17 protein-coding genes are annotated in these 18,092 nt (G+C 65.2%); all 17 read right to left on the reverse strand.

The genetic code is table 11. The annotated features are described in order from the left end of the window. Positions 1 to 2 precede the first annotated feature (2 nt). The 17 genes from JQ624_RS20150 to JQ624_RS20230 all read right to left on the reverse strand — a co-directional run bounded on the left by JQ624_RS20150 (position 3) and on the right by JQ624_RS20230 (position 18,079). Positions 3 to 1,163, reverse strand: coding sequence for an ABC transporter permease (locus tag JQ624_RS20150; protein WP_212420658.1), 1,161 nt, complete (start codon positions 1,161 to 1,163; stop codon positions 3 to 5). After that, positions 1,160 to 1,840 (reverse strand): ABC transporter ATP-binding protein, encoded by a 681-nt coding sequence (locus tag JQ624_RS20155; protein WP_212420747.1) that lies wholly within the window; start codon positions 1,838 to 1,840, stop codon positions 1,160 to 1,162. Before JQ624_RS20155 ends, JQ624_RS20150 begins: the two co-directional genes overlap by 4 nt. 50 nt (positions 1,841 to 1,890) lie before the next feature. After that, complete coding sequence (locus tag JQ624_RS20160; protein WP_212420659.1) at positions 1,891 to 2,952, reverse strand: efflux RND transporter periplasmic adaptor subunit; 1,062 nt, start codon at positions 2,950 to 2,952, stop codon at positions 1,891 to 1,893. A gap of 303 nt (positions 2,953 to 3,255) precedes the next feature. Next, complete coding sequence (locus tag JQ624_RS20165) at positions 3,256 to 4,269, reverse strand: NAD(P)-dependent alcohol dehydrogenase (RefSeq protein WP_212420660.1); 1,014 nt, start codon at positions 4,267 to 4,269, stop codon at positions 3,256 to 3,258. 73 nt (positions 4,270 to 4,342) lie between these two features. Continuing rightward, positions 4,343 to 4,969: an FMN-dependent NADH-azoreductase gene (locus JQ624_RS20170; protein WP_212420661.1), complete on the reverse strand. Its 627-nt coding sequence runs from the start codon at positions 4,967 to 4,969 to the stop codon at positions 4,343 to 4,345. Positions 4,970 to 4,985: 16 nt separating this feature from the next. Continuing rightward, on the reverse strand, positions 4,986 to 6,563 hold the full coding sequence (locus JQ624_RS20175; RefSeq protein WP_212420662.1) for an isochorismatase family protein: 1,578 nt from the start codon (positions 6,561 to 6,563) through the stop codon (positions 4,986 to 4,988). A 19-nt stretch (positions 6,564 to 6,582) separates the two neighbouring features. After that, positions 6,583 to 7,431: an MBL fold metallo-hydrolase gene (locus JQ624_RS20180; RefSeq protein ID WP_212420663.1), complete on the reverse strand. Its 849-nt coding sequence runs from the start codon at positions 7,429 to 7,431 to the stop codon at positions 6,583 to 6,585. 25 nt (positions 7,432 to 7,456) lie between these two features. After that, entirely contained in the window at positions 7,457 to 8,347 is an 891-nt protein-coding gene (locus tag JQ624_RS20185) for an amidohydrolase (protein ID WP_212420664.1), read from the reverse strand. Then, positions 8,344 to 9,462: a VWA domain-containing protein gene (locus tag JQ624_RS20190; protein ID WP_212420665.1), complete on the reverse strand. Its 1,119-nt coding sequence runs from the start codon at positions 9,460 to 9,462 to the stop codon at positions 8,344 to 8,346. The genes JQ624_RS20185 and JQ624_RS20190 overlap by 4 nt, the downstream gene beginning before the upstream one ends. Further along, positions 9,459 to 10,340 carry a MoxR family ATPase gene (locus tag JQ624_RS20195; protein ID WP_212420666.1) on the reverse strand — a complete coding sequence of 294 codons (882 nt, stop codon included), beginning with the start codon at positions 10,338 to 10,340 and terminating at the stop codon, positions 9,459 to 9,461. The genes JQ624_RS20190 and JQ624_RS20195 overlap by 4 nt, the downstream gene beginning before the upstream one ends. A gap of 8 nt (positions 10,341 to 10,348) precedes the next feature. Further along, a complete protein-coding gene (locus JQ624_RS20200; protein WP_212420667.1) occupies positions 10,349 to 11,371 on the reverse strand; it encodes a xanthine dehydrogenase family protein molybdopterin-binding subunit in 1,023 nt (340 codons plus the stop codon). A gap of 2 nt (positions 11,372 to 11,373) precedes the next feature. Continuing rightward, complete coding sequence (locus JQ624_RS20205; RefSeq protein ID WP_212420668.1) at positions 11,374 to 12,960, reverse strand: xanthine dehydrogenase family protein molybdopterin-binding subunit; 1,587 nt, start codon at positions 12,958 to 12,960, stop codon at positions 11,374 to 11,376. Between the two features lie 11 nt (positions 12,961 to 12,971). After that, positions 12,972 to 13,451: a (2Fe-2S)-binding protein gene (locus JQ624_RS20210; RefSeq protein WP_212420669.1), complete on the reverse strand. Its 480-nt coding sequence runs from the start codon at positions 13,449 to 13,451 to the stop codon at positions 12,972 to 12,974. Positions 13,452 to 13,457: 6 nt separating this feature from the next. Further along, on the reverse strand, positions 13,458 to 14,276 hold the full coding sequence (locus tag JQ624_RS20215) for a xanthine dehydrogenase family protein subunit M (RefSeq protein WP_212420670.1): 819 nt from the start codon (positions 14,274 to 14,276) through the stop codon (positions 13,458 to 13,460). Positions 14,277 to 14,292: 16 nt separating this feature from the next. Further along, entirely contained in the window at positions 14,293 to 14,736 is a 444-nt protein-coding gene (locus JQ624_RS20220) for an SRPBCC family protein (RefSeq protein ID WP_212420671.1), read from the reverse strand. 1 nt (position 14,737) lies between these two features. After that, a complete protein-coding gene (locus tag JQ624_RS20225; RefSeq protein ID WP_057842976.1) occupies positions 14,738 to 15,175 on the reverse strand; it encodes an SRPBCC family protein in 438 nt (145 codons plus the stop codon). 9 nt (positions 15,176 to 15,184) lie between these two features. Next, the gene (locus JQ624_RS20230; protein ID WP_212420672.1) at positions 15,185 to 18,079 is read right to left on the reverse strand and encodes a flotillin family protein; all 2,895 of its coding nucleotides are present in this window, start codon (positions 18,077 to 18,079) and stop codon (positions 15,185 to 15,187) included. Between the last annotated feature and the right edge of the window lie 13 nt (positions 18,080 to 18,092).

Genomic DNA, 18,092 nt, shown 5'->3' on the forward strand with positions numbered 1-18,092 from the left:
GCCTATCCCCGTCCGAGCGCGGTTGCAATTTTGAGCCGCATGGCGTTGAGCGCCGGGATGATCCCCGTGATCAGCCCAAGCGCGATCATCAGCGCCACCCCTTGCAGGATTATCGTCGGCGATACCGCAAAAGCGGGCGCGACGTTGGCGAGGCTGTTACGCAGCGCGATGGCGATCAGCGCCGCAATCGCGAGGCCGGGAATTCCTCCGAGCAGCGCCAGCAACACGGATTCGCCGAGCACCATCGCCAAAATCCGCGGGCCTGAAAAGCCGAGCGTCTTCAGCACGCCGATCTCGCGGGTGCGCTCCCGGATCGAGAGCGCCATGGTATTGCCGACGATCATCAGGATGGTGACGAAGGCCGCGCCGACGACCAGCAACACGATCAGTGCGATGTTGCCGAACTGCGCCGCGAACGCCTTGCCGAACGCCTTTTCGGTGTCGGTCGAGGTTTCCGCAGTGGAATTGGCGAACATCGCATCGATCGCCTTTGCCACGCGATCGTTGTTTTCGGGCGAGGTGGTCTGGAGGATCATCCAGCCGATGGTATCCTTGCCGAAACTGCGGGTCTCGTCGAAATAGGGGTACTGGAACAACAGGAAATTGGTATCGATGTGATCGGCCTTGCCCTTGACGATGCCGGCAATGGTGAGGTCCCAGGTGTGGCCGCCGCTCTTCTGGCTGAAGATGTTGCTCTGAATGGGAATGCGATCGCCGATCTTCCAGCCCCATTTCTGCGCCAGTTTTTCGCCGACCACCGCGCTGCCGCGGTCGCGGGTGAAGGCCTGAAGCTGGTCGGGCGGAACCTCGAATTCGCTGCGGTAGACGTCGAAATAGGTGCCCGGATCGATCGCGAGCGCCATGATGAAGTTCTTCGGGTCCTGATAGTAGCCGCCGAACCAGTTGGCGAAGGTCACCTGCCGGACGCCTTCGACCGCGCGGACACGATTGAAGTAGGCGATCGGCATCGGCTGGGTGAAGTTGATCTTGTTGACGGTGATCATCCGGTCCGCGGCGGCGCGGTCCTCGCCGGCGGTGAAGGCGCGGTAAAATCCGGCGAGCACGCCGAAGATCATGAAGGCGATCAGGATCGACACGATCATCAGGCTGGCGCGCAATTTGCGGCGGAACAGGTTTTTCCGGACCAGGTCGAAGTCGTTCACGCGGCAAGCTCCCGTTCGACGAAACGGCCCTTGTCGAGATGCAGGACACGCTTGGCATAGTTTGCCGCCGCAGGGTCATGCGTCACCATCACGATGGTCTTGCCGAGTTCGCTATTGAGCAGTTGCAGGATCGAAAGAATCTCGTCGGCGGATTGCCGGTCGAGATCGCCGGTCGGCTCGTCGCAAAGCAAGAGGTTCGGATCCGAGACGATGGCGCGCGCAATCGCCACGCGCTGCTGCTGGCCGCCGGACATTTCGCGCGGACGGTGCTTGATGCGGTCGGCGAGCCCGACCACGGAAAGCGCGGTGTGAACGCGCTCGGCACGCTCCTTGCGGCTCAATTTGGTGAGCAACAGCGGCAGTTCCACGTTCTGCGCGGCGGTCAGCATCGGCATCAGATTGTAGAACTGGAAGATGAAGCCGATATTGGCGGCGCGCCAGGCGGCGAGTTCGCCCTCGGAGAGGCCGTCGATGCGCTGGTCTGCAACCGCAATCTCGCCGGTGTCGGCGCGATCGATGCCGCCGAGCAGGTTGAGCAGCGTGGTCTTGCCCGAGCCGGACGGCCCCATGACGGCAATGAAATCGCCGCGGGGAATCGCAAGGTCGAGATGATCGAAGATCGAGATCGTCTCCTTTCCCTTGGTGAAACGCTTAGCTACGCCGGCAAGGCGAACCATCGGTTGTTCGGCTGTCACGCTTGTCTCCTCTGAAGGATTACGGCTGGAGGCTAGTTCGCGGCGGTGGTCTCGGGGGCGCCCTTTGCCTTGGCGTCAGCCAGGAAGTTCACCTTCACCGCCATGTCGGGCAGGATGCGCGGGTCCTTCTTCTCGAAGCGGATGCGCACCTTCACCGTGGCCTTCTCGCGGTTCGCGGTCGGCACGATGGCGATCACCGAGGCGGGAATGGTCCAGTCCGGATAGGCGTCCAGCATCGCGTTCACCGCGCCGCCGGGGACGACCCGGCCGATGAAGGCTTCGTTGACGTCGACTTCGATTTCGATCGAATCCATGTCGACGATGGTGCAGATGCCGGTGCGCGTGTAGCCGCCGACCGACATCGGTGAAATCATCTCGCCCGGCTGCGCGCTGCGGTCGATGACGACGCCGGCGAACGGCGCCCGGATCTGGTGCTTGTCGAGCATCGCGGCGCTGCGCTTGGCGTCGATCCTGGCGGTCTCGAATTGCGACCGCGCCTGGCGCAATTGCGCACTGAGCACACCGACCCGGGCCTGCGCCTTGGTCAGGTCGGCCTCGGTCGCAAAATTCTTCTGCGACAGTGTCTGCAGACGCGACATGATCCGGGTCGCGTCCTCCAGATCGGCATTGATCGCGGCGATCGCGGCATCGGCCGTCTCGACGCGCGAACGGGCCAGCTCATAGTCCCTTTCGGCAAGCACACTATCGAGCCGCGCCACGACCTGACCCTCGGTCACCGTCATGCCTTCGTCGATGAAGACTTCGACCACCTTGCCGGTGATCTCGGCCGCAACGGTCGCCTTGCGGCGCGCCACCACATAGCCGGATGCCGCAAGACTGCCGGCCGCCTTGTTATTCGGTGCCGCCTGCTGCGGCGCCTGCGGCTGTGAGGCGGTCTGCGCTACGGTCTGCGATGCGGTCTCTCTGGGCGCGTCCTGCCTGCGGAACTCGAAAGCGGCAAAGGCGCCGAATCCGACGACGCAGGCGACGATCGCTGCCGAGATCGGCAACCAGCGGCTTCCCAATCGTTCCGCCTTGCCGGCGCTGCGATCGATGGTAAGCGATCTCAGTAATTTGCTCTTGTCGTCGGTCATTATTCATTTCCATCCGGCTGCTCGCTGCGGTTCCTGCGCGGGCGGCATCGTTCTCGCGCTGGCGGTCTCGCTCTCGGCCGGTCTACACGTCTCGCCATCGTAGGGGCGGGGCCCTCAGCTTTTGGTGAGGCGGCGACCCCAGCTCGGTTGTAAATCCCGTTCAGCTCTCGCGAGCGCCAGGCGGCGCCCATTTTTCGACGAGGCGAATAGCGGGAATTTAAAGCTTAATGGCGGCGGAAGCAATTGCTGGAACCAGCAAGAGTTGCATGTGACCAGATGCCGCCATTTTTGGTGTGCCGTGGTTCATCCAATCGCAATCGCCACTTTGCCGAAATGCGCACCGCTTTCCATATGGGCAAACGCCTGTTTCGCCTGGTCGAACGAAAAGATCTTGTCGATCACCGGCTTCATGCGACTTGCCGCGATGCCATCCGCCATCGCCTGGAGGTCCTCGACCGATCCGACGGTGACACCCTGCAGCCGCTGCTGCTGCATGACCATCAATGGCAGCCGCAGGTCGGACGGCGGCGGCCCGGCGAGCACGCCGATAAAGGCGATCGTGCCGCCGATCCTGGTCGCCCTGATCGATTCATTCAGCGTGCCGACGCCACCCACCTCGACGACCAGGTCGACGCCGTGGCCGCCCCACTCGCGGGCTTTCTTTCCCCAGTCGGGTGTCGCCCTGTAGTTCAACGTAAAGTCGGCGCCGAGCTGCTTGAGGCGTTCGATCTTCGCGTCGCTCGACGAGGTTGCGATGACGCGCGCGCCGCACATTTTGGCAAACTGAATGGCGAACAGGGATACGCCGCCGGTGCCCTGCGTCAGAACGATCTGGCCGGGTTTCACGCCGCCGAGCTTGACGATCGCGCTCCAGGCCGTGACCCCGGCGCAGGGAAGTGCTGCGGCTTCGATGTCGCTGAGGTGCTCCGGCGTTCTGACCAGCGCGTGCTTCGGAAAGATCCGATACTCGGCAAGCACGCCGTCCACCGAGCCGCCGAGGGCTCTGCGCATCTTTGCTTCGCTCGGCTCGCCGGCGATCCAGCTTTCGAAGAAACTGCCGATGACGCGGTCATGGGCTGCGAATTCCCGCACGCCCGGGCCGACCCGCTCGACCACGCCCGCGCCGTCCGAAACCGGCACCAGCGGAAATTTTTGTCGCGAGCCGTAACCGCCCTTGACGGTGATGAGATCGCGATAGTTCAGCGTTGCCGCCTTGAGGCGAACCAGCACCTCGCCCGCAGCGGGCTCCGGCATGGGCTTGTCGACAAGGGCAAGTCCATCGATACCGTTCGGCCCCTGCAGCTCGTAGCACTTCAACGGGGTTCTCCTTCGGCGCAGCCGGATAAGCGCAGTATTGCAGCAAAAGTTCCGGTTCCGGCAAGCCCGTGGATCAGAATCGCGCAGCCATCTCGGCCAGCCGCCGATGCGCGCCTTCGCGTACGGTGCGGATCGGCTCCGCCGGCCCTGTGGTCGGTCCGATCGGCACGAACCGCACATCGCTGATGCCGATGAAGCGGAGCGCCTCGCGCAGATAGGGGGTCGCCATGTCGATGCGGCCGCGGTTCATGCCGGTGATGAAATCGCTGCCGCTCGCCAGGATGACGACCGTCGGCCTGTCCTTGAACAGCGGCAGATAGCCTTGCGCCGGATCGTAGCGGAACGCCAGCCCGGGCTGCGTGATCACGTCGATCCATTGTTTCAGCTTGTAGGGAATGCCAAAATTCCACATCGGCGTCGAAATCAGCACGCGGTCGGCGAGTGCGAAGCGGAGTGCGATGCGCTCGGTGACCGCAAACGCATCGCGCTGCGAATCCGTGAATGCCCGCCCGTTGATGCGGGCGTATTTGGCCTCCAGTACATAACCCTCGAATTCCGGCAGGTGATCCCGCCACAGGTTCATCACGTCGATGTCCCAGTCCGGCCGCACGTCGCGGAAGCGGTCAATAAAGACCCGGGCGCCGGCGGAGGATTCCGAGTCCGTGCGCGGCGAGCAGCTCAGATGAAAGAGTTTTGGCATGGCCGGGCCCTGGTCATCATCCCAGCCCCCTGAGGACCGCATCGGCGTTGGTGACGACGGCCACGTTCTGCATGGCAAAATTGATGGAGGCGTTATGCCAGTCGGCGTTCATCGTCGAGCAGCAGTCTTCCGGGACGATCATGAAGTAGCCCTTGTCGGCGCCGGTGCGCGCGGTGTGTTCGACCGACATGTTGGTCCAGGCGCCGGTGTTGATGATCATGTCGCGGCCGGTTGCCTTGAGGATGGTCTCCAGTCTCGTGCCTTCCCAGGCGCTCATGCGCATTTTCTCGACGACGAAATCGCCGGCGCGCGGCTCCAGTCCCGGAACTGGAGCTGCGCCCCAGCTCCCGCGCACCATCGCGCCGCTGTCGACCAGCCCCTCGAACAGCGGCGCATTGAGCGTGACGCCGGGCGCGCCCGGCTCGACGATGAACCAGACATGGATGATGACGACGCCGCGCGCCCGCGCGGCTTCGGCGAGGCGGCGGACATTGTCGACCACCCGCTGCTGGCGCGCATGGGCAGGCGAGCCGGAATCGGCGAACGCGCCACCCTCCATGATCACGTCGTTCTGCAGATCCTGAATGATCATCGCGCAGCGCCGCGGATCGAGCTGCATGTCGCCGCCGGCAAGCTGGGGAGAGGCAGGCGCAGCGGAGGCCGTATCAGGATTGGTCGCAGGCCGGCTGCTCATATAGGGTTCGTGGCGCGGTCCGGCCTTGACCGGGATCGCATAGACCGAATGTGTGGCGGTCAGATAGAGCGTGCGAAAGTCTGGTCCGCCCCAGGAGAGATTGGCGACGAGTTCGGGAACGCGCACTTTGCCGAGCAATTCGCCGGCGGGCGAGTAGACCCAGACGCCGCCGGGCGCGGTGACCCAGACATTGCCGCGCTGGTCGCACTTCATGCCGTCGGGCACGCCGGGCTCGAGCTCGGAACGTATGCCGCTGGCGAAGACGCGGGCATTGGAAAGCGAGCCATCGGCTTCGACGTCGAAGACGCGGATCAGCGCCTGCGTGGTGTCGTTGACATACAGCAGGCGCTCGTCGGGCGAGAAGCAGAGGCCGTTGGGCTGGTCGAACAGATGGCGGTCGACGACGAGTTTTGGCGGGCCGCCACCTGATGGGACGCGGTAGACGCCCTGGAAGCCGAGCTGGCGCGGCCGTTCGACGCCGTAGACCGGCATGCGGCCATACCAGGGGTCGCTGAAATAGATCGCGCCGCTCGAATGGACGCAGACGTCGTTCGGGCTGTTGAGTTCTTGATTCTCGAAATGCGAGGCGATCACCTCGCGCCTTCCGTCGGGCCGCTCACGGATCAATGACGAGGTGGCATGCTCGCAGACGATGAGATTGAGCTCTGCGTCATAGGTCATGCCGTTGCATTTGTTCGAAGGGCGCTTGACCTCGACGACGCCGCGCTTGGCATCCCATCGCCGGCGCACATCGCCTGGCATATCCGAGAACAGCAGATAGTGATGGACCGGATGCCAGATTGGCCCTTCCGTGAATTCAAAGCCCGTGCCGACCTGGCCGACGGGCGCATAGGGGTCGATCAGGGTTTCGAATTCCGGGCGCAGCGTGACGTGCGTCATCGGTCCGTCCTTTCAGCGCTTACGCCGGGAACCAGTTGCGCTGGGGCAGGCTCTGAACCACCGGGCCCGGCACCTGGTCGTGCAGCCGGCCGACCACCATGCCGCCCTCGATCTTGGCCGGCCGGTCGTGGACCGGAAGCAGATAGCGCGAATTGCTCAGGAGTTTTTTGATCGCCGCCTTTTCCGCGCGCTTGCTGGTGCCGTGATTGCCCGTGGTGCGCGGCTCGGCGTCGTGGATCTCGTGGAAGGGGGTGACGATCTGGTCGTTGAAGTCGTAGATCACGTCGCCGCAGATGGTGGCGATGCCGTCAGCGGTATGAACGTGGATGTTCATCGAGCCTTCGGTGTGGGCGTTGGCGGCGTCGCAGTAGACGCCCGGCATCAGTTCGACCGGGCCGGTCAGTTCGAGATCGAGGAAACGCAGCGCGCTCTTGGTGTGCAGGCGGTCGATCAGATGCTTGATGTCGGGCGCCGGATATTGCGGATGCATCAGGCCGGAGACGGAATATTCCAGCTCCTTGCGGTTGAGCACGACGGTCGTGTTCATGGGAAACAAATCGTCCTTGCCGGCGTGATCGATGTGTAGATGCGTGTGACAGACGTAGCGGACGTCGCCCATGCGCACGCCGTGCCGCGCGAGCTGGTTCTCGATCATGTTCTCGTGAAACTGCAGCCCGCGCATGCCCAGCGTTTCCATGATCTGGTTGGAGCGGTAGCCGGTATCGACCACGACCGGATAGGGCCCGCCGGTGATCAGAAAGCCCAGTGTCAGGACGCGGCGGGTCCGGCCGCAATCGCGGCCGAGCACGAGAAAACTCGATTCCAGTTCGATATCGCCATAGTCCAAAATCTTGATTTCAAGCGGCATGTGTCTCTCTCCCCGAATCCTCTTATTACGTTCCCAGCCGATAAACGCGCAGGGCGGTTGTTCTCAGAATGGCGTCGCGCTGGTCCGCACGAAGGTGTGCTGTCGCGGCGAGATAGGCGTCCACCAGTTCGCGATAGCTGGTCCAAAGTTTTTCGATCGGAAAATTGGAACCGAACAGGCAGCGGTCGGCGCCGAAGATCGTCACCGTCTCGGTGAGGACGTCGAATACGTGTGCGGGATCGTTGCGGTGGATGAAGGTGCCGAGTCCGGAAAGTTTTGAGACGACATTCGGACAGGCCGCGAGCCGGGTCATGCCGGCGCGCCAGGCGGATCGGCCTTGCGGCGAAAGGTCTTCCAGCATGCCGGCGTGCTGCAGGATGAAGGTCGCGTCGGGACAGGCTTCGGCGAGGCGTGCGGCATCCGCCATCTGCGGCGCGAACACCTGCAAGTCGAAGCTGAAGCCATAGTCGGCGAGTCGCGCGATATTGCGCCGTACTAGCGGATCGGCGCAGAGGTCCGGCCGCGCCGCAAAGCGATAGAGCGGGTTTTCATGCCAGTGCAGTTGCATGCGCACGCCGCGCACCAGAGGATAGCGCGCCAGACGATCCAGGTGCGGGCGGACGTCATCGACGCCAAAATCGGCGTAGGAGACGATGGCGTGCGGCCAGCCATGGTCCTTCGCGGTCTGCTGCACCCAGGCGGTTTCATCCTCGAAACGATCGTTGGCCCAGTTGGTCTGCACATAGACCGAGCGCGTCACGCCGGAGCCTGCGAGGTCGCCGAGATATTCCTGGATCGGATAGTCGCGCCGGATCGGCTCGTAGGGGCCAAAGATGCGCGGCTGCATCGGGCCGCTCAGCCAGGGCAGGTCGGCCTGACGCCAGATATGATGATGGGCATCGACGAGTTCGGTCACGCAGCCTTCCTTTGTCCAAGCGAGAGCACGTGCGAAACGATCGCAGCAGTTGATCCGCCGTCGACCAGATCATCCACGAAACGCCGGATCGCGATCAGCGCTTCGGTCTGCGGCTGAAAGCCGGGACCGGCGGCGAGCGGCGTCAGCCAGCTCAACCGCCAGGCACGCCGCGACAATTTTGCGACGGCATCGCGCAACGCGGAGGGGTCACCGCGCTCGAGGCCATCGGAGAGGATGACGACGGCAGCACCGCGGGCGTAGCTGCCGAACCGCGGCACCGCCAGGAACGCCTGCAGCGCATCGCCGATGCGGGTGCCGCCGTCCCAATCGCTGACCAGATGGGCGGCAGCGAATAGCGCCTGCTCGCGGCGCTTGAGACGCAGCGCGCGCGTGACGCGGGTGAGCCTTGTGCCGAACGTGAATACCTCGACATTGGGAGCTGCGTGCGACAGCGCATGCGCGAGCTTCATGTTGTCGTCGGTGCGGCCCTTCATTGAACCGGAGACGTCGATCAGCAGCAGAACCTTGCGCGGCCGGGCACGACGCTTCAGGCGTCCGAGCCGCAGCACCTCACCGTCGTTGCGCACGCTCTCGCGCAAGGTGCGGCGCAGATCGGCAAACGGGCCGCGACGGGCGCGCATGCGGCGATGGCCTCGGCGTCGCGGCAGCCGGGCAGGAGCCTCGCGCGACAGTTTTCGCAAGGCGTCGCCGGTCGCGCCTGGCGCGAAGCGGCGTTCGACCAGCGCCTCGGCGCGGGCCGCGACAAGTCCGGACTCGTTGGCTTCGTCGGCCAGCAATGTTTGGTCCTCGCCGCGTCCTTCTTCCTGCAGGCGAACCACTTCCTCATCTTCCGCGCCGGCATGACCGATCGCTTCGCTGCCGAGGAAATGGATGTCGAACAGCCGGTCGTAGGTCGCGCGCCGCTCGGGCGGCGGGGCGAGCGTCGCCAACCCGGCCTGCCGAATGGCTTCGAGGCTGCGCGGACCCAGCAACTCGATCGCAGCCAGGAACGCCGTCGTCTGTTCCGGCGCCACGGCAAAGCCGTTGGCGCGCAGCAGCGCGGCAAAGGACACGAAGACGCGGGCCGCGTGCGGTAGCTGAAATTGGTCGCTCACGCGGCAGCCTCCGCAATGAGGGCGTCGAGCCGGCCGGAGATGAAGGTGAGGTCCTCCTCGTCCTTCAGCGCGACGCCGATCGAGCGCTTGAAGGCATCCGGCCAGCGCGCGCCGCGCTCGTGCAGCAGCGTGGCCGCTTCGGCCCAGTCCACCGCTTCGGCAATACCCGGCACCTTGCTGAGCGGTTCGCGCCGAAGCCGGCCGACCGCGGCCACGACGGCGCGCGCCGTCGACTCGGCAACGCTCGACGCCCGCATCATCACGATGCGCGCCTCGCGTTCGGCTGTGGGATAATCGATCCAGTGATAGACGCAGCGGCGGCGCAGCGCCTCGTGCAGGTCGCGGGTGCGGTTCGAGGTCAGCACGACGACGGGGCGCTCCGCCGCGCGCACTGTGCCACGTTCGGGAATGGAGATCTGGAAGTCGGAGAGGAATTCGAGCAGAAACGCCTCGAATTCCTGGTCGGCGCGGTCGATTTCGTCGATCAGCAGCACGGTGGAGTCAGGCGCACGCAGGGATGCGAGCATCGGCCGCTCAATCAGAAAAGTCTCGCCGTAGATGTCGATCGTTTCCTCGCCGGCCTGGCGGATGGCGAGCATCTGGCGCGGATAGTTCCACTCGTAGAGCGCGGCCGATGCGTCGATGCCCTCATAGCATTGCAGCCGGATCAGGCGGCGGCCGAGCACGGCCGCGATGGCTTTTGCCGCTTCGGTCTTGCCGACACCCGGCGAGCCTTCCAGCAGCAGCGGCTTGCCGAGCGCAAGCGACAGATAGGCCGCCGTCGCGAGGCCTTCGTCGGCAAGGTAGTACGCCGTCCGCAACGCCCGTTCGAGCGCCTCGGGGCTATCGATGCCGACGATGTTGCCGCGGACCGTCATGTTGTGCCTCAGCGCCGCGCCTGCGGCCGCGCGCCGCCTTGCGCCTTGATCGCCCGCAAGACTTTTTCCGGCGTGATCGGCAATTCATCCATCCGCACACCGACGGCATTGAAGATGGCGTTGGCGACCGCAGGGAGTACCGGATTGGCGCACATCTCGCCGGGGCCCTTGGCGCCGAACGGCCCATCGGCCGCGGGGCGTTCCAGCACCGCGATATCGTGCGGGCAGATGTCTCCGGGACCGGGCATCAGATACTCGACGAAGTCGCGCGGGCCATGCGCGGGGTCGGGATAATAGGGCTCGGGCGTTTCAAACAGCGCGTGGCTGATCCCCATCCACGCGCCGCCGACCAGTTGCTGCTCCACCAGCCGCGGATTGAGCGCGCGGCCCAGTTCATACGCGCTGTCCATGCGCACCATCGCAACCTCGCCGGTCTCATCATCGACCTCGACCTCGGCGACGAGGCAGGCGTGCGCGTAGCAGGTGGCGGGGGACATTTCACCGGTCTCGGGATTGACCTCGGACAGCGGCACCAGAAAGATGCCGCGTCCGGATATCGTCTTGCCCTGCTTGAACTGCGCGGCGATCGCGACATCCTTGGTGGAGATCGAGCGGTGCGGCGCGCCCTTGACGTGGATGTTGCCGCGCCCGTCGGTATCGAGGTCGGCGGCGTTGACTTCCAGTTCCTCGGCGGCGGCCTCCATCATGACGCCACGCGCCTCCTTGGCCGCCGCCATGACAGCATTGCCGACGCGATGCGTGCCGCGCGAGGCGAACGAGCCCATGCAGTGCGGGCCTGTGTCTGAGTCTGCGGTGTCGACATAGACGTCTTCCACGGGAACGCCGAGCGTCTCGGCGCAGATCTGCCGCGTCACCGATTTCATGCCCTGGCCGAGATCGATCGACGACAGCGACACCGTGAACTTGCCGCTGGGGTTGGAATGAACCAGCGCCTGGCTGGGATCACCGCCGAGGTTCATGCCGATGGGATAGTTGACCGACGCGATGCCGCGTCCGCGATGTTTTGCCATGGTCAGCGCCTCCTGGTGCCGAAGACGGACGAAAATCGGGTGGCGCCATGCGACGGCGACGGAGCTTGCGGCCTCGGAGGAGGGGGCGTCGGTGGTGCGGGCGGCGGTGGCTGGACCGTTGCAGCGGGCGCGCGATCGTAGGTGGTCCGCTGCTGCGAGACGGCTGCGCGTTGCGGAACCGGCTCGCGCGGCGTCGGCGATATCGCCGCCCGGCTGCCGCCGCCATCCGTGCGCGACGACATCCGCTTGACCTCTTCGCGAAGCGGCCATTTGGCTTTTTCGGCGGCGACCTGAACGCATTCGATCAATGCAGTGTTTTTCGCCTCGCGCCGATGCGCCTTCATGTCGCCGTCGCGATAGGCGTTGAGGATGCGAAACTCCATCGGGTCGATGCCGACAAGATGGGCGAGCTTGTCCATCTGGCATTCGAGTGCAAAGTCCATCGCCGTGACGCCGAAGCCGCGCATCGCGGTGGCCGGCGTGCGGTTGGTGAATACGCAATAGACGTCGCCATGGACGTTCGGGATCGTATAGGGGCCGGGCAGGTGAGCCACGCATTTGACCACGGCGTAGCTTGAAAGCCGGGTATAGGCGCCGCTGTCGAAATAGGCGCGGATCTTGCGCGCGACGATGCGGCCGTCGCGCATCACGCCGTCCTTGATGTAGATGCGCTCGGCGCCGCGCGGCGAGCCGAACTGCATCTCCTCTTCGCGGCCGAGCTGATAGCGCACCGGCCGCCCGGTCAGCATCGCGCCGAGAATGGCGAGCGGCTCGGTAAGCGTGTCCACCTTGCCGCCAAACCCACCGCCGACGGTCCCGCCGATGAAGTGGAAGGTATTGGAGGGTACGTCGAGGATTTTTGCGCAGGTGTCGAGCGAGAAGAACAAGGCCTGCGTCGAGGTGTAGACGACATAGCGGCCGTTGGTGTCGGGGGCTGCGATCGAACCGTTGGTTTCGGTCGGCGCATGCTCGATCGGCGACATCTGGTAGCGCTGTTCGAGGACATGGTCCGCCTCGGCGAAACCGCGCTCGACATCGCCGAAGCGCAGTTTCTGATGATCGTAGACGTCGTGATAGACGAACGTGTTCTTAGGGTAGGTTTCGTTGACGACGGGCGCGCCCGGCTTCAACGCCTCCTCGACGTCGAACACGGCAGGCAATGGCTCGTAATCGACGCGCACTTTCGCCAGCGCCTCATAGGCCTCCCGCGGACTGTCGGCGACGACGGCGACGATCGGCTCGCCCTTGTAGCGGACCTTGTCGACCGCCAGCGACGGCTCGTCATCCTTGCCGAAGTTGATGAGACTGAGCAACGTGTTGAGATTGATCGGCACGTCGGCCCCGCGAATGATGCGCCGTACGCCGGGCGCGCGTTCCGCTTCCATCGTATCGATGCGGCGCAGGCGGGCATGGGCGTGCGGGCTGCGCAACACTTTAAGATGGAGCATGCCCTGCAGCTTGTGGTCGTCGAAATAGGTCGAGGTGCCCGTGACATGGCCGAGCATGTCCTGGCGCTGCGTGCCTTTTCCGATCTCTTTCAAATTATCGTCGCGCTCGTCGGCGAAGATGTCCTTGCGCAGTTCCAGCATGATTGTTCCCTTCAGGCGCGGGCGCGTCCGCTCGTGGCGGCGGCGAGGACGGCGTTGATGATCGGCTCGTAGCCGGTGCAGCGGCAGATATTGCCCGAGATTGCTTCGACGACCTCGGCGCGGGTCGGCGAGGGGTTGCGATCGAGCAGCGCCTTGGCTGCCATCAGCATGCCCGGCGTGCAGTAGCCGCACTGCGCCGCGAATTGCTCCATGAAGGCGCGCTGCAGCGGATGCAGATTGGGCCCGTCCTTCAGCCCGTCGAGCGTCTCGACGGCGCGGCCGTTCACGGTTTCCGCCAGCGTCAGGCAGGAGAGATGCAGTTCGCCGTCGATCAGCACGCTGCAGGCGCCGCAGCCGCCCTGGCCGCAGCCGAATTTCGGCGTCATGTCGCCGATCAATTCGCGGAGCGCGACCAGGAGATTGACGCCGCCGTCCACGAACAGGGCGACGTCGCGGCCGTTGTGACGAAACTGGAGCGGGGTCTTGGTCATGAATGCTTACTCCAGACCGGACAGCAGGCGGCGCAGATGGACGCCGACGATCTCGCGACGATACCAGGCGCTGCCAAGGGCGTTGTCGGCGGGCGATACGCCCTCCGTTGCGGCCGCGGCGGCAGCGCTGATGGCCGCGTCGTCAAGCGAGCGTCCCTCCAGCGCGCGCTCGGCGGCCCTTGCGCGAATTTGCGTCGCGGCCATCGAGCCGAGGGCGATGCGGGCTCCCGATATACGGCCGCCGCTCGCCGGCAGATGCGCCGCCAGCGTGATCACAGAACCGCCTTTCGGCTTGATGCGGGCGATCTTGCGATAGCGGAAGGCGTCGGCGCTTGCGGGTCGCTGACAGGAGACGGCCAGCACCAGCGCGCCGCTCTGGCGTTCGCGGGATTGCAGGAATTCTTCGATTCCCATGTCGCGGGCGCCAAGGCCACCCTGGACGGAGACGGTTGCGTCGAGCGCCAGCAGCGCGACGGTGAAATCGCCGTAGGGGCTCGGCGCGAACAAATTGCCGCCCACCGTGCCCATATTGCGGACCGCCGGTCCGCCGATCGAACGGGCCGGCGCGTGCAGGAAGGCGAGATCGCGCTCGGCCAGAATTCTTGCGAAGGTGACGCTGGCCCCGAGCGTGATCCGCGAACTCGCGACATCGATGCGGGAGAGCGCCTGATCGGTCGCACGCACGACGGTCGAGATCGAAACGTCGCCTTCGTTGAGGGCGCGCATGACCAGCGTGCCGCCGCCGAGGTAGCGCGCGCTGCGGTCGGACGACAATGCCGATGCCGCCTCGCCAAAACTTGCGAACGTCTTCACCGTCACGGGCATGGCTTCGCCTCCGCTTTCATGCGGCCTCCTTCAGGTGCCGGCGAATGGCATCGAAGCCGGCTTGATAGATCTGCTCCGCGACCATCTGCGTCAGCCGCTCGGCATCCGCGGGCCGTGTGGTGAAGCGGGATTCCCAATGCCAGAAGGTGCGATCGCCGTCGGTGACCGGCAGCAGGCGGACGTGGGCGACATAGTTGAACATCGGGATCGGCGTATCGAGCAGGCAATAGCTGAAGGTCTGTTCGAGGTCCGATAGCGCCAGCAGTTGCTCGCGCAGCTCCGAGCCGTCCTGCAGCCTGAAGCGGCGGACGCAGCCGATCTTGTCCGAGGCCTGCGCGCGTTCGATCGTGCTGGTCGCCACCGCCGGGTGCCAGCGGTCGTGGCCGTTGAAATCACGCAGCACGTTCCAGACCGCACCGGTCGGCGCGTCGAGGATCGTGCTTTTGACGATATGCGGCACGCTAGCCTCCGAACGCACGCTTGAGCGCGTCGAACCCGCCCTGAAACACGCCGGTTCCGATATTGCTGACGAGTTCGTTCTCCCGCTCCGGCGCACAGTCGAACTCGGCGGTCCATTCGAGAAATGTCTGGTCGCCGTCGGTCACCGGCGTAAGCCGGAGCGTCGCGACGTAGTTCTCCACCCCCATCGGCGACTCCAGGATGGAGTAGGTGCAGAACATGTCGTAGTCGGAGAGCCCGAGCAGCTTTTCGCGAATGCGGTCGCCGTTGCGCAGGCGAAAATCCCGCACGCATCCGATCTTGTCGGCGGGTTCGCCGCCCTCGATGCGGCTCTCCGCGATGGCGGGATGCCAGTTGGGCAGGCCGTTGAAGTCGCGCACGCGCGCCCAGACGCGGTCGTTGCGGGCGTTGACGACGGTGGAGACGTAGACCCGGGCCATGGCGTGCTCTTAACCTTTCTTGCGCGGTCCGCGTTCGGGGGCCGGCGCGCCGGTGGCGTCGGGGGCAGGCGGTGTGTCGGGCTTGCCTGGACCGCCCTTGCGCGTGGCTTCCTTGATGCCCTGCATGTCGCGCGCCTCGCGAATCAGGCCGGGCATCTTGGCAAGGCTCCCGCCCTCGACGCCGATGTCGGCGAGGATCGAGTCGATCAGAGGCGCCTGCACGCGGTAACGCAGCGCCGAGTCGATCACCTCGTCGGTGGCGCTGCGGCCGCCATTGCCGCCGCCACCGCCGTTGAGCCCGTCGACCTGAAGGATGCGGATGCCCTCGATCTTCTCCATCGGCTTGACGCTCTCGCGCACGATGCCTTCGATGCGATCGAGCAGCTTGCGGCGGAACAGCGAATAGCGCGCCTGATCGGTGAGCACGTTTTCGGCTTCGTTGAGCAGCCGCTGCGCCTCGGCCTCGACGGCGGCGCGAACGCGCTCGGCGTCGGCTGCGATCTTCGTCTCCTCGGCCCGCTTCTCCGCCAGCAGCACCTCGATGGTCTTCTGGCGCTTGGCGATCTCGCTGTCGCGGGCGGTGACGACGCGCTCGGCCGCCTCGGTCGCCCCCGCGCGCGCATCCTCGGCCGCTACCTTGGCGGCCGATTCCTCGAGGGACTTCTGATAGAGGGCGATGGCCTTTTCCATCAGTGCCGTTTCGACTTCCTTCTCGCGATTGACCTCCAGCTTGCGCAGATCGCGCTCGCGGCCGATCCGGGCTTCGTCGAGGCCGCGGTCGGAGGCGATGCGGGCCCGTTCGACTTCTTCGCGGGAAGCGATCTCGGCTTCCTGCAGCGCCTGGACGCGGGCGACTTCGAGCTGTTCGATCGCACGCCGGCGGGTGAGCCGCGCGGCCTCGAGCGCCTGTTCGCGGGAGACATCTGACGTCTCGACTTCCTTGCGCGCGATGATTTCCGCCTGCTTGACCTGCCGATCGGCATCGATCCGTTCGGAGCGCTTGGCGGCGAGCGCGATCACGCGCTCCTCGTCGGCGATCTCGACCGCCTTCTTCTGGTCGATATTGAGCACCTCGCGGGTCTTGGACGAGGCGATACGCTCGGCCTCCAACGCCAGTTCGACCTCGACACGCCGCCGCTCGATCGCATCGCGGCGCTTGAGTTCGGCGGCCTCGATCGATTCGGTGCGGTCGATCTCGAGCCCCCTGGTTTCCTTCTCGGCCCGGATACGCTGGGCGGCGATCACCTTCTCCTGGGCAATGCGCGCGGCCTCGATCGCTTCGCGCGAGGCGATGTCGGCCTCCTCGATGGCGCGGTTGCGCGCGATTTCGAGCGAACGAACGCGCTCTTCCTGGGCGATGCGGGAGGATTCGGTCGCCTCGCGCGCGGTGATCCCTGCGACTTCGAGCGCCTGGTTACGATCGATTTCCAACTTGCGCGTGGAGTGCTCGGCGCCGATGCGCTCGGCCGCCAGCATCCGCTCTCGCGCGATCCGTGCGGCTTCCACCGCCTTCTGCGCCTCGATCTCCGCTTCCTGAATGGTGCGAACCTGCGCAATCTCCAGCGACCGGGTGCGTTCGTCGGAGGCGATGCGTTCGAGGTTGACGATCGTGGTCTGGGCGATGCGGGCTTTTTCGGTCGCCTCGCGCGCCGCTATTTCGGCCTCCTCGACTGCGCGGGTGCGCTCGATCTCGCGCCTGCGGGTTTCCTCCTCGTTGGCGATCCGCGCATCGGTAACGGCGCGATCCTGTTGAATGCGCGCCTTCTCGACCGCCTCGCGGGCCGTGATCTCGGCTTCCTCGATCGTCCGCGTGCGCTCGATGTCGCGCTGCCGCACTTCGCGCTCCGAGGCGATGCGGGCGGTATCGACCGCGCGCTGATTGGCGATCTTGGCTTTTTCGATTTCCTCGCGCGCCAGCAGTTCCTTTTCTTCGACCGCGCGCGTGCGTTCGATCTCGCGGTGCCTGGTTTCGCGTTCGGAGGAGATGCGGGCTTCGGCGATCGCCTGTTCGTTGGCGATGCGGGCCTTCTCGATGGTTTCGCGGGCGGAAATTTGCGCCTGCTCGGCCTCGGTCTCGCGCAACGCGCGTTCGCGCGCCACCTCGGTGCGCTGCAGCGCCCGGCGCATTTCGATGTCGCGCTCCTGTTCGAGGCGGGCGGTCTCGCTCTCGCGCTCGATCTCCAGCGCCTGGCGCTCGGCATCGAGGTTGCGGGTGCGGATCTTGATCATCGAATCCTGTTCGATGTCGTTGCGCAGCTTGCGCTTGGCCTCGATGTCCTCCATCAGGCGGGTCAGGCCCTCGGCGTCGAACCGGTTCGACGGATTGAAGTATTCCAGGTCAGTCTGGTCGAGATCGGTAATGGCGACCGACTCCAGTTCAAGCCCGTTCTGGGCGAGCGCCTCGGCGGCGGCGGCCTTGAGCCGCGTGACGTATTCGCCGCGCTGCTCGTGCATCTGTTCCATGGTCATTTCGGCAGCGACCGACCGGATGGCGGAGACGAACTTGCCGGAGAGCAGGGCGTGCAACTGCTCGGGTTCGAGCGTGCGCCGTCCGAGCGTGGCGGCGGCGATGGCGACCGCCTCGCGGGTCGGCTGCACGCGCACATAAAAATCGGCCTCGATGTCGATGCGCATGCGGTCGCGGGTAATCACGGCGTCATGCTTGGCCCGCACGATCCCCATCGGCAGCACGTTCATGTTGACGGGCGTAAAGTCGTGAATGAACGGCAGCACGAAGGCGCCGCCATTGATCACGACGCGTTCGCCGAGCAGGCCGGTTCGCACAAAGGACACTTCCTTCGACGAACGGTGGTAAAGCCAGTTCACGATGTAGACGACGATGGCGATCACGACGATCGCGACAATCAGCCAGAGAATCAATTCGCCAACCAGAGTCCCCGACATCTTTTCCTCCCTT

The sequence above is a fragment of the Bradyrhizobium sp. AUGA SZCCT0283 genome, from assembly GCF_018130385.1.
Taxonomy (GTDB): Bacteria; Pseudomonadota; Alphaproteobacteria; order Rhizobiales; family Xanthobacteraceae; genus Bradyrhizobium.

Coding starts and splice junctions, on each gene's coding strand:
- JQ624_RS20200 (WP_212420667.1), bottom strand. CDS start 11,371: ATGGCAAAACATCGCGGACGCGGCATCGCGTCGGTCAACTATCCCATC.
- JQ624_RS20215 (WP_212420670.1), bottom strand. CDS start 14,276: ATGCCCGTGACGGTGAAGACGTTCGCAAGTTTTGGCGAGGCGGCATCG.
- JQ624_RS20230 (WP_212420672.1), bottom strand. CDS start 18,079: ATGTCGGGGACTCTGGTTGGCGAATTGATTCTCTGGCTGATTGTCGCG.
- JQ624_RS20180 (WP_212420663.1), bottom strand. CDS start 7,431: ATGCCGCTTGAAATCAAGATTTTGGACTATGGCGATATCGAACTGGAA.
- JQ624_RS20160 (WP_212420659.1), bottom strand. CDS start 2,952: ATGACCGACGACAAGAGCAAATTACTGAGATCGCTTACCATCGATCGC.
- JQ624_RS20170 (WP_212420661.1), bottom strand. CDS start 4,969: ATGCCAAAACTCTTTCATCTGAGCTGCTCGCCGCGCACGGACTCGGAA.
- JQ624_RS20225 (WP_057842976.1), bottom strand. CDS start 15,175: ATGGCCCGGGTCTACGTCTCCACCGTCGTCAACGCCCGCAACGACCGC.
- JQ624_RS20195 (WP_212420666.1), bottom strand. CDS start 10,340: ATGACGGTCCGCGGCAACATCGTCGGCATCGATAGCCCCGAGGCGCTC.
- JQ624_RS20155 (WP_212420747.1), bottom strand. CDS start 1,840: ATGGTTCGCCTTGCCGGCGTAGCTAAGCGTTTCACCAAGGGAAAGGAG.
- JQ624_RS20205 (WP_212420668.1), bottom strand. CDS start 12,960: ATGCTGGAACTGCGCAAGGACATCTTCGCCGACGAGCGCGACGATAAT.
- JQ624_RS20210 (WP_212420669.1), bottom strand. CDS start 13,451: ATGACCAAGACCCCGCTCCAGTTTCGTCACAACGGCCGCGACGTCGCC.
- JQ624_RS20175 (WP_212420662.1), bottom strand. CDS start 6,563: ATGACGCACGTCACGCTGCGCCCGGAATTCGAAACCCTGATCGACCCC.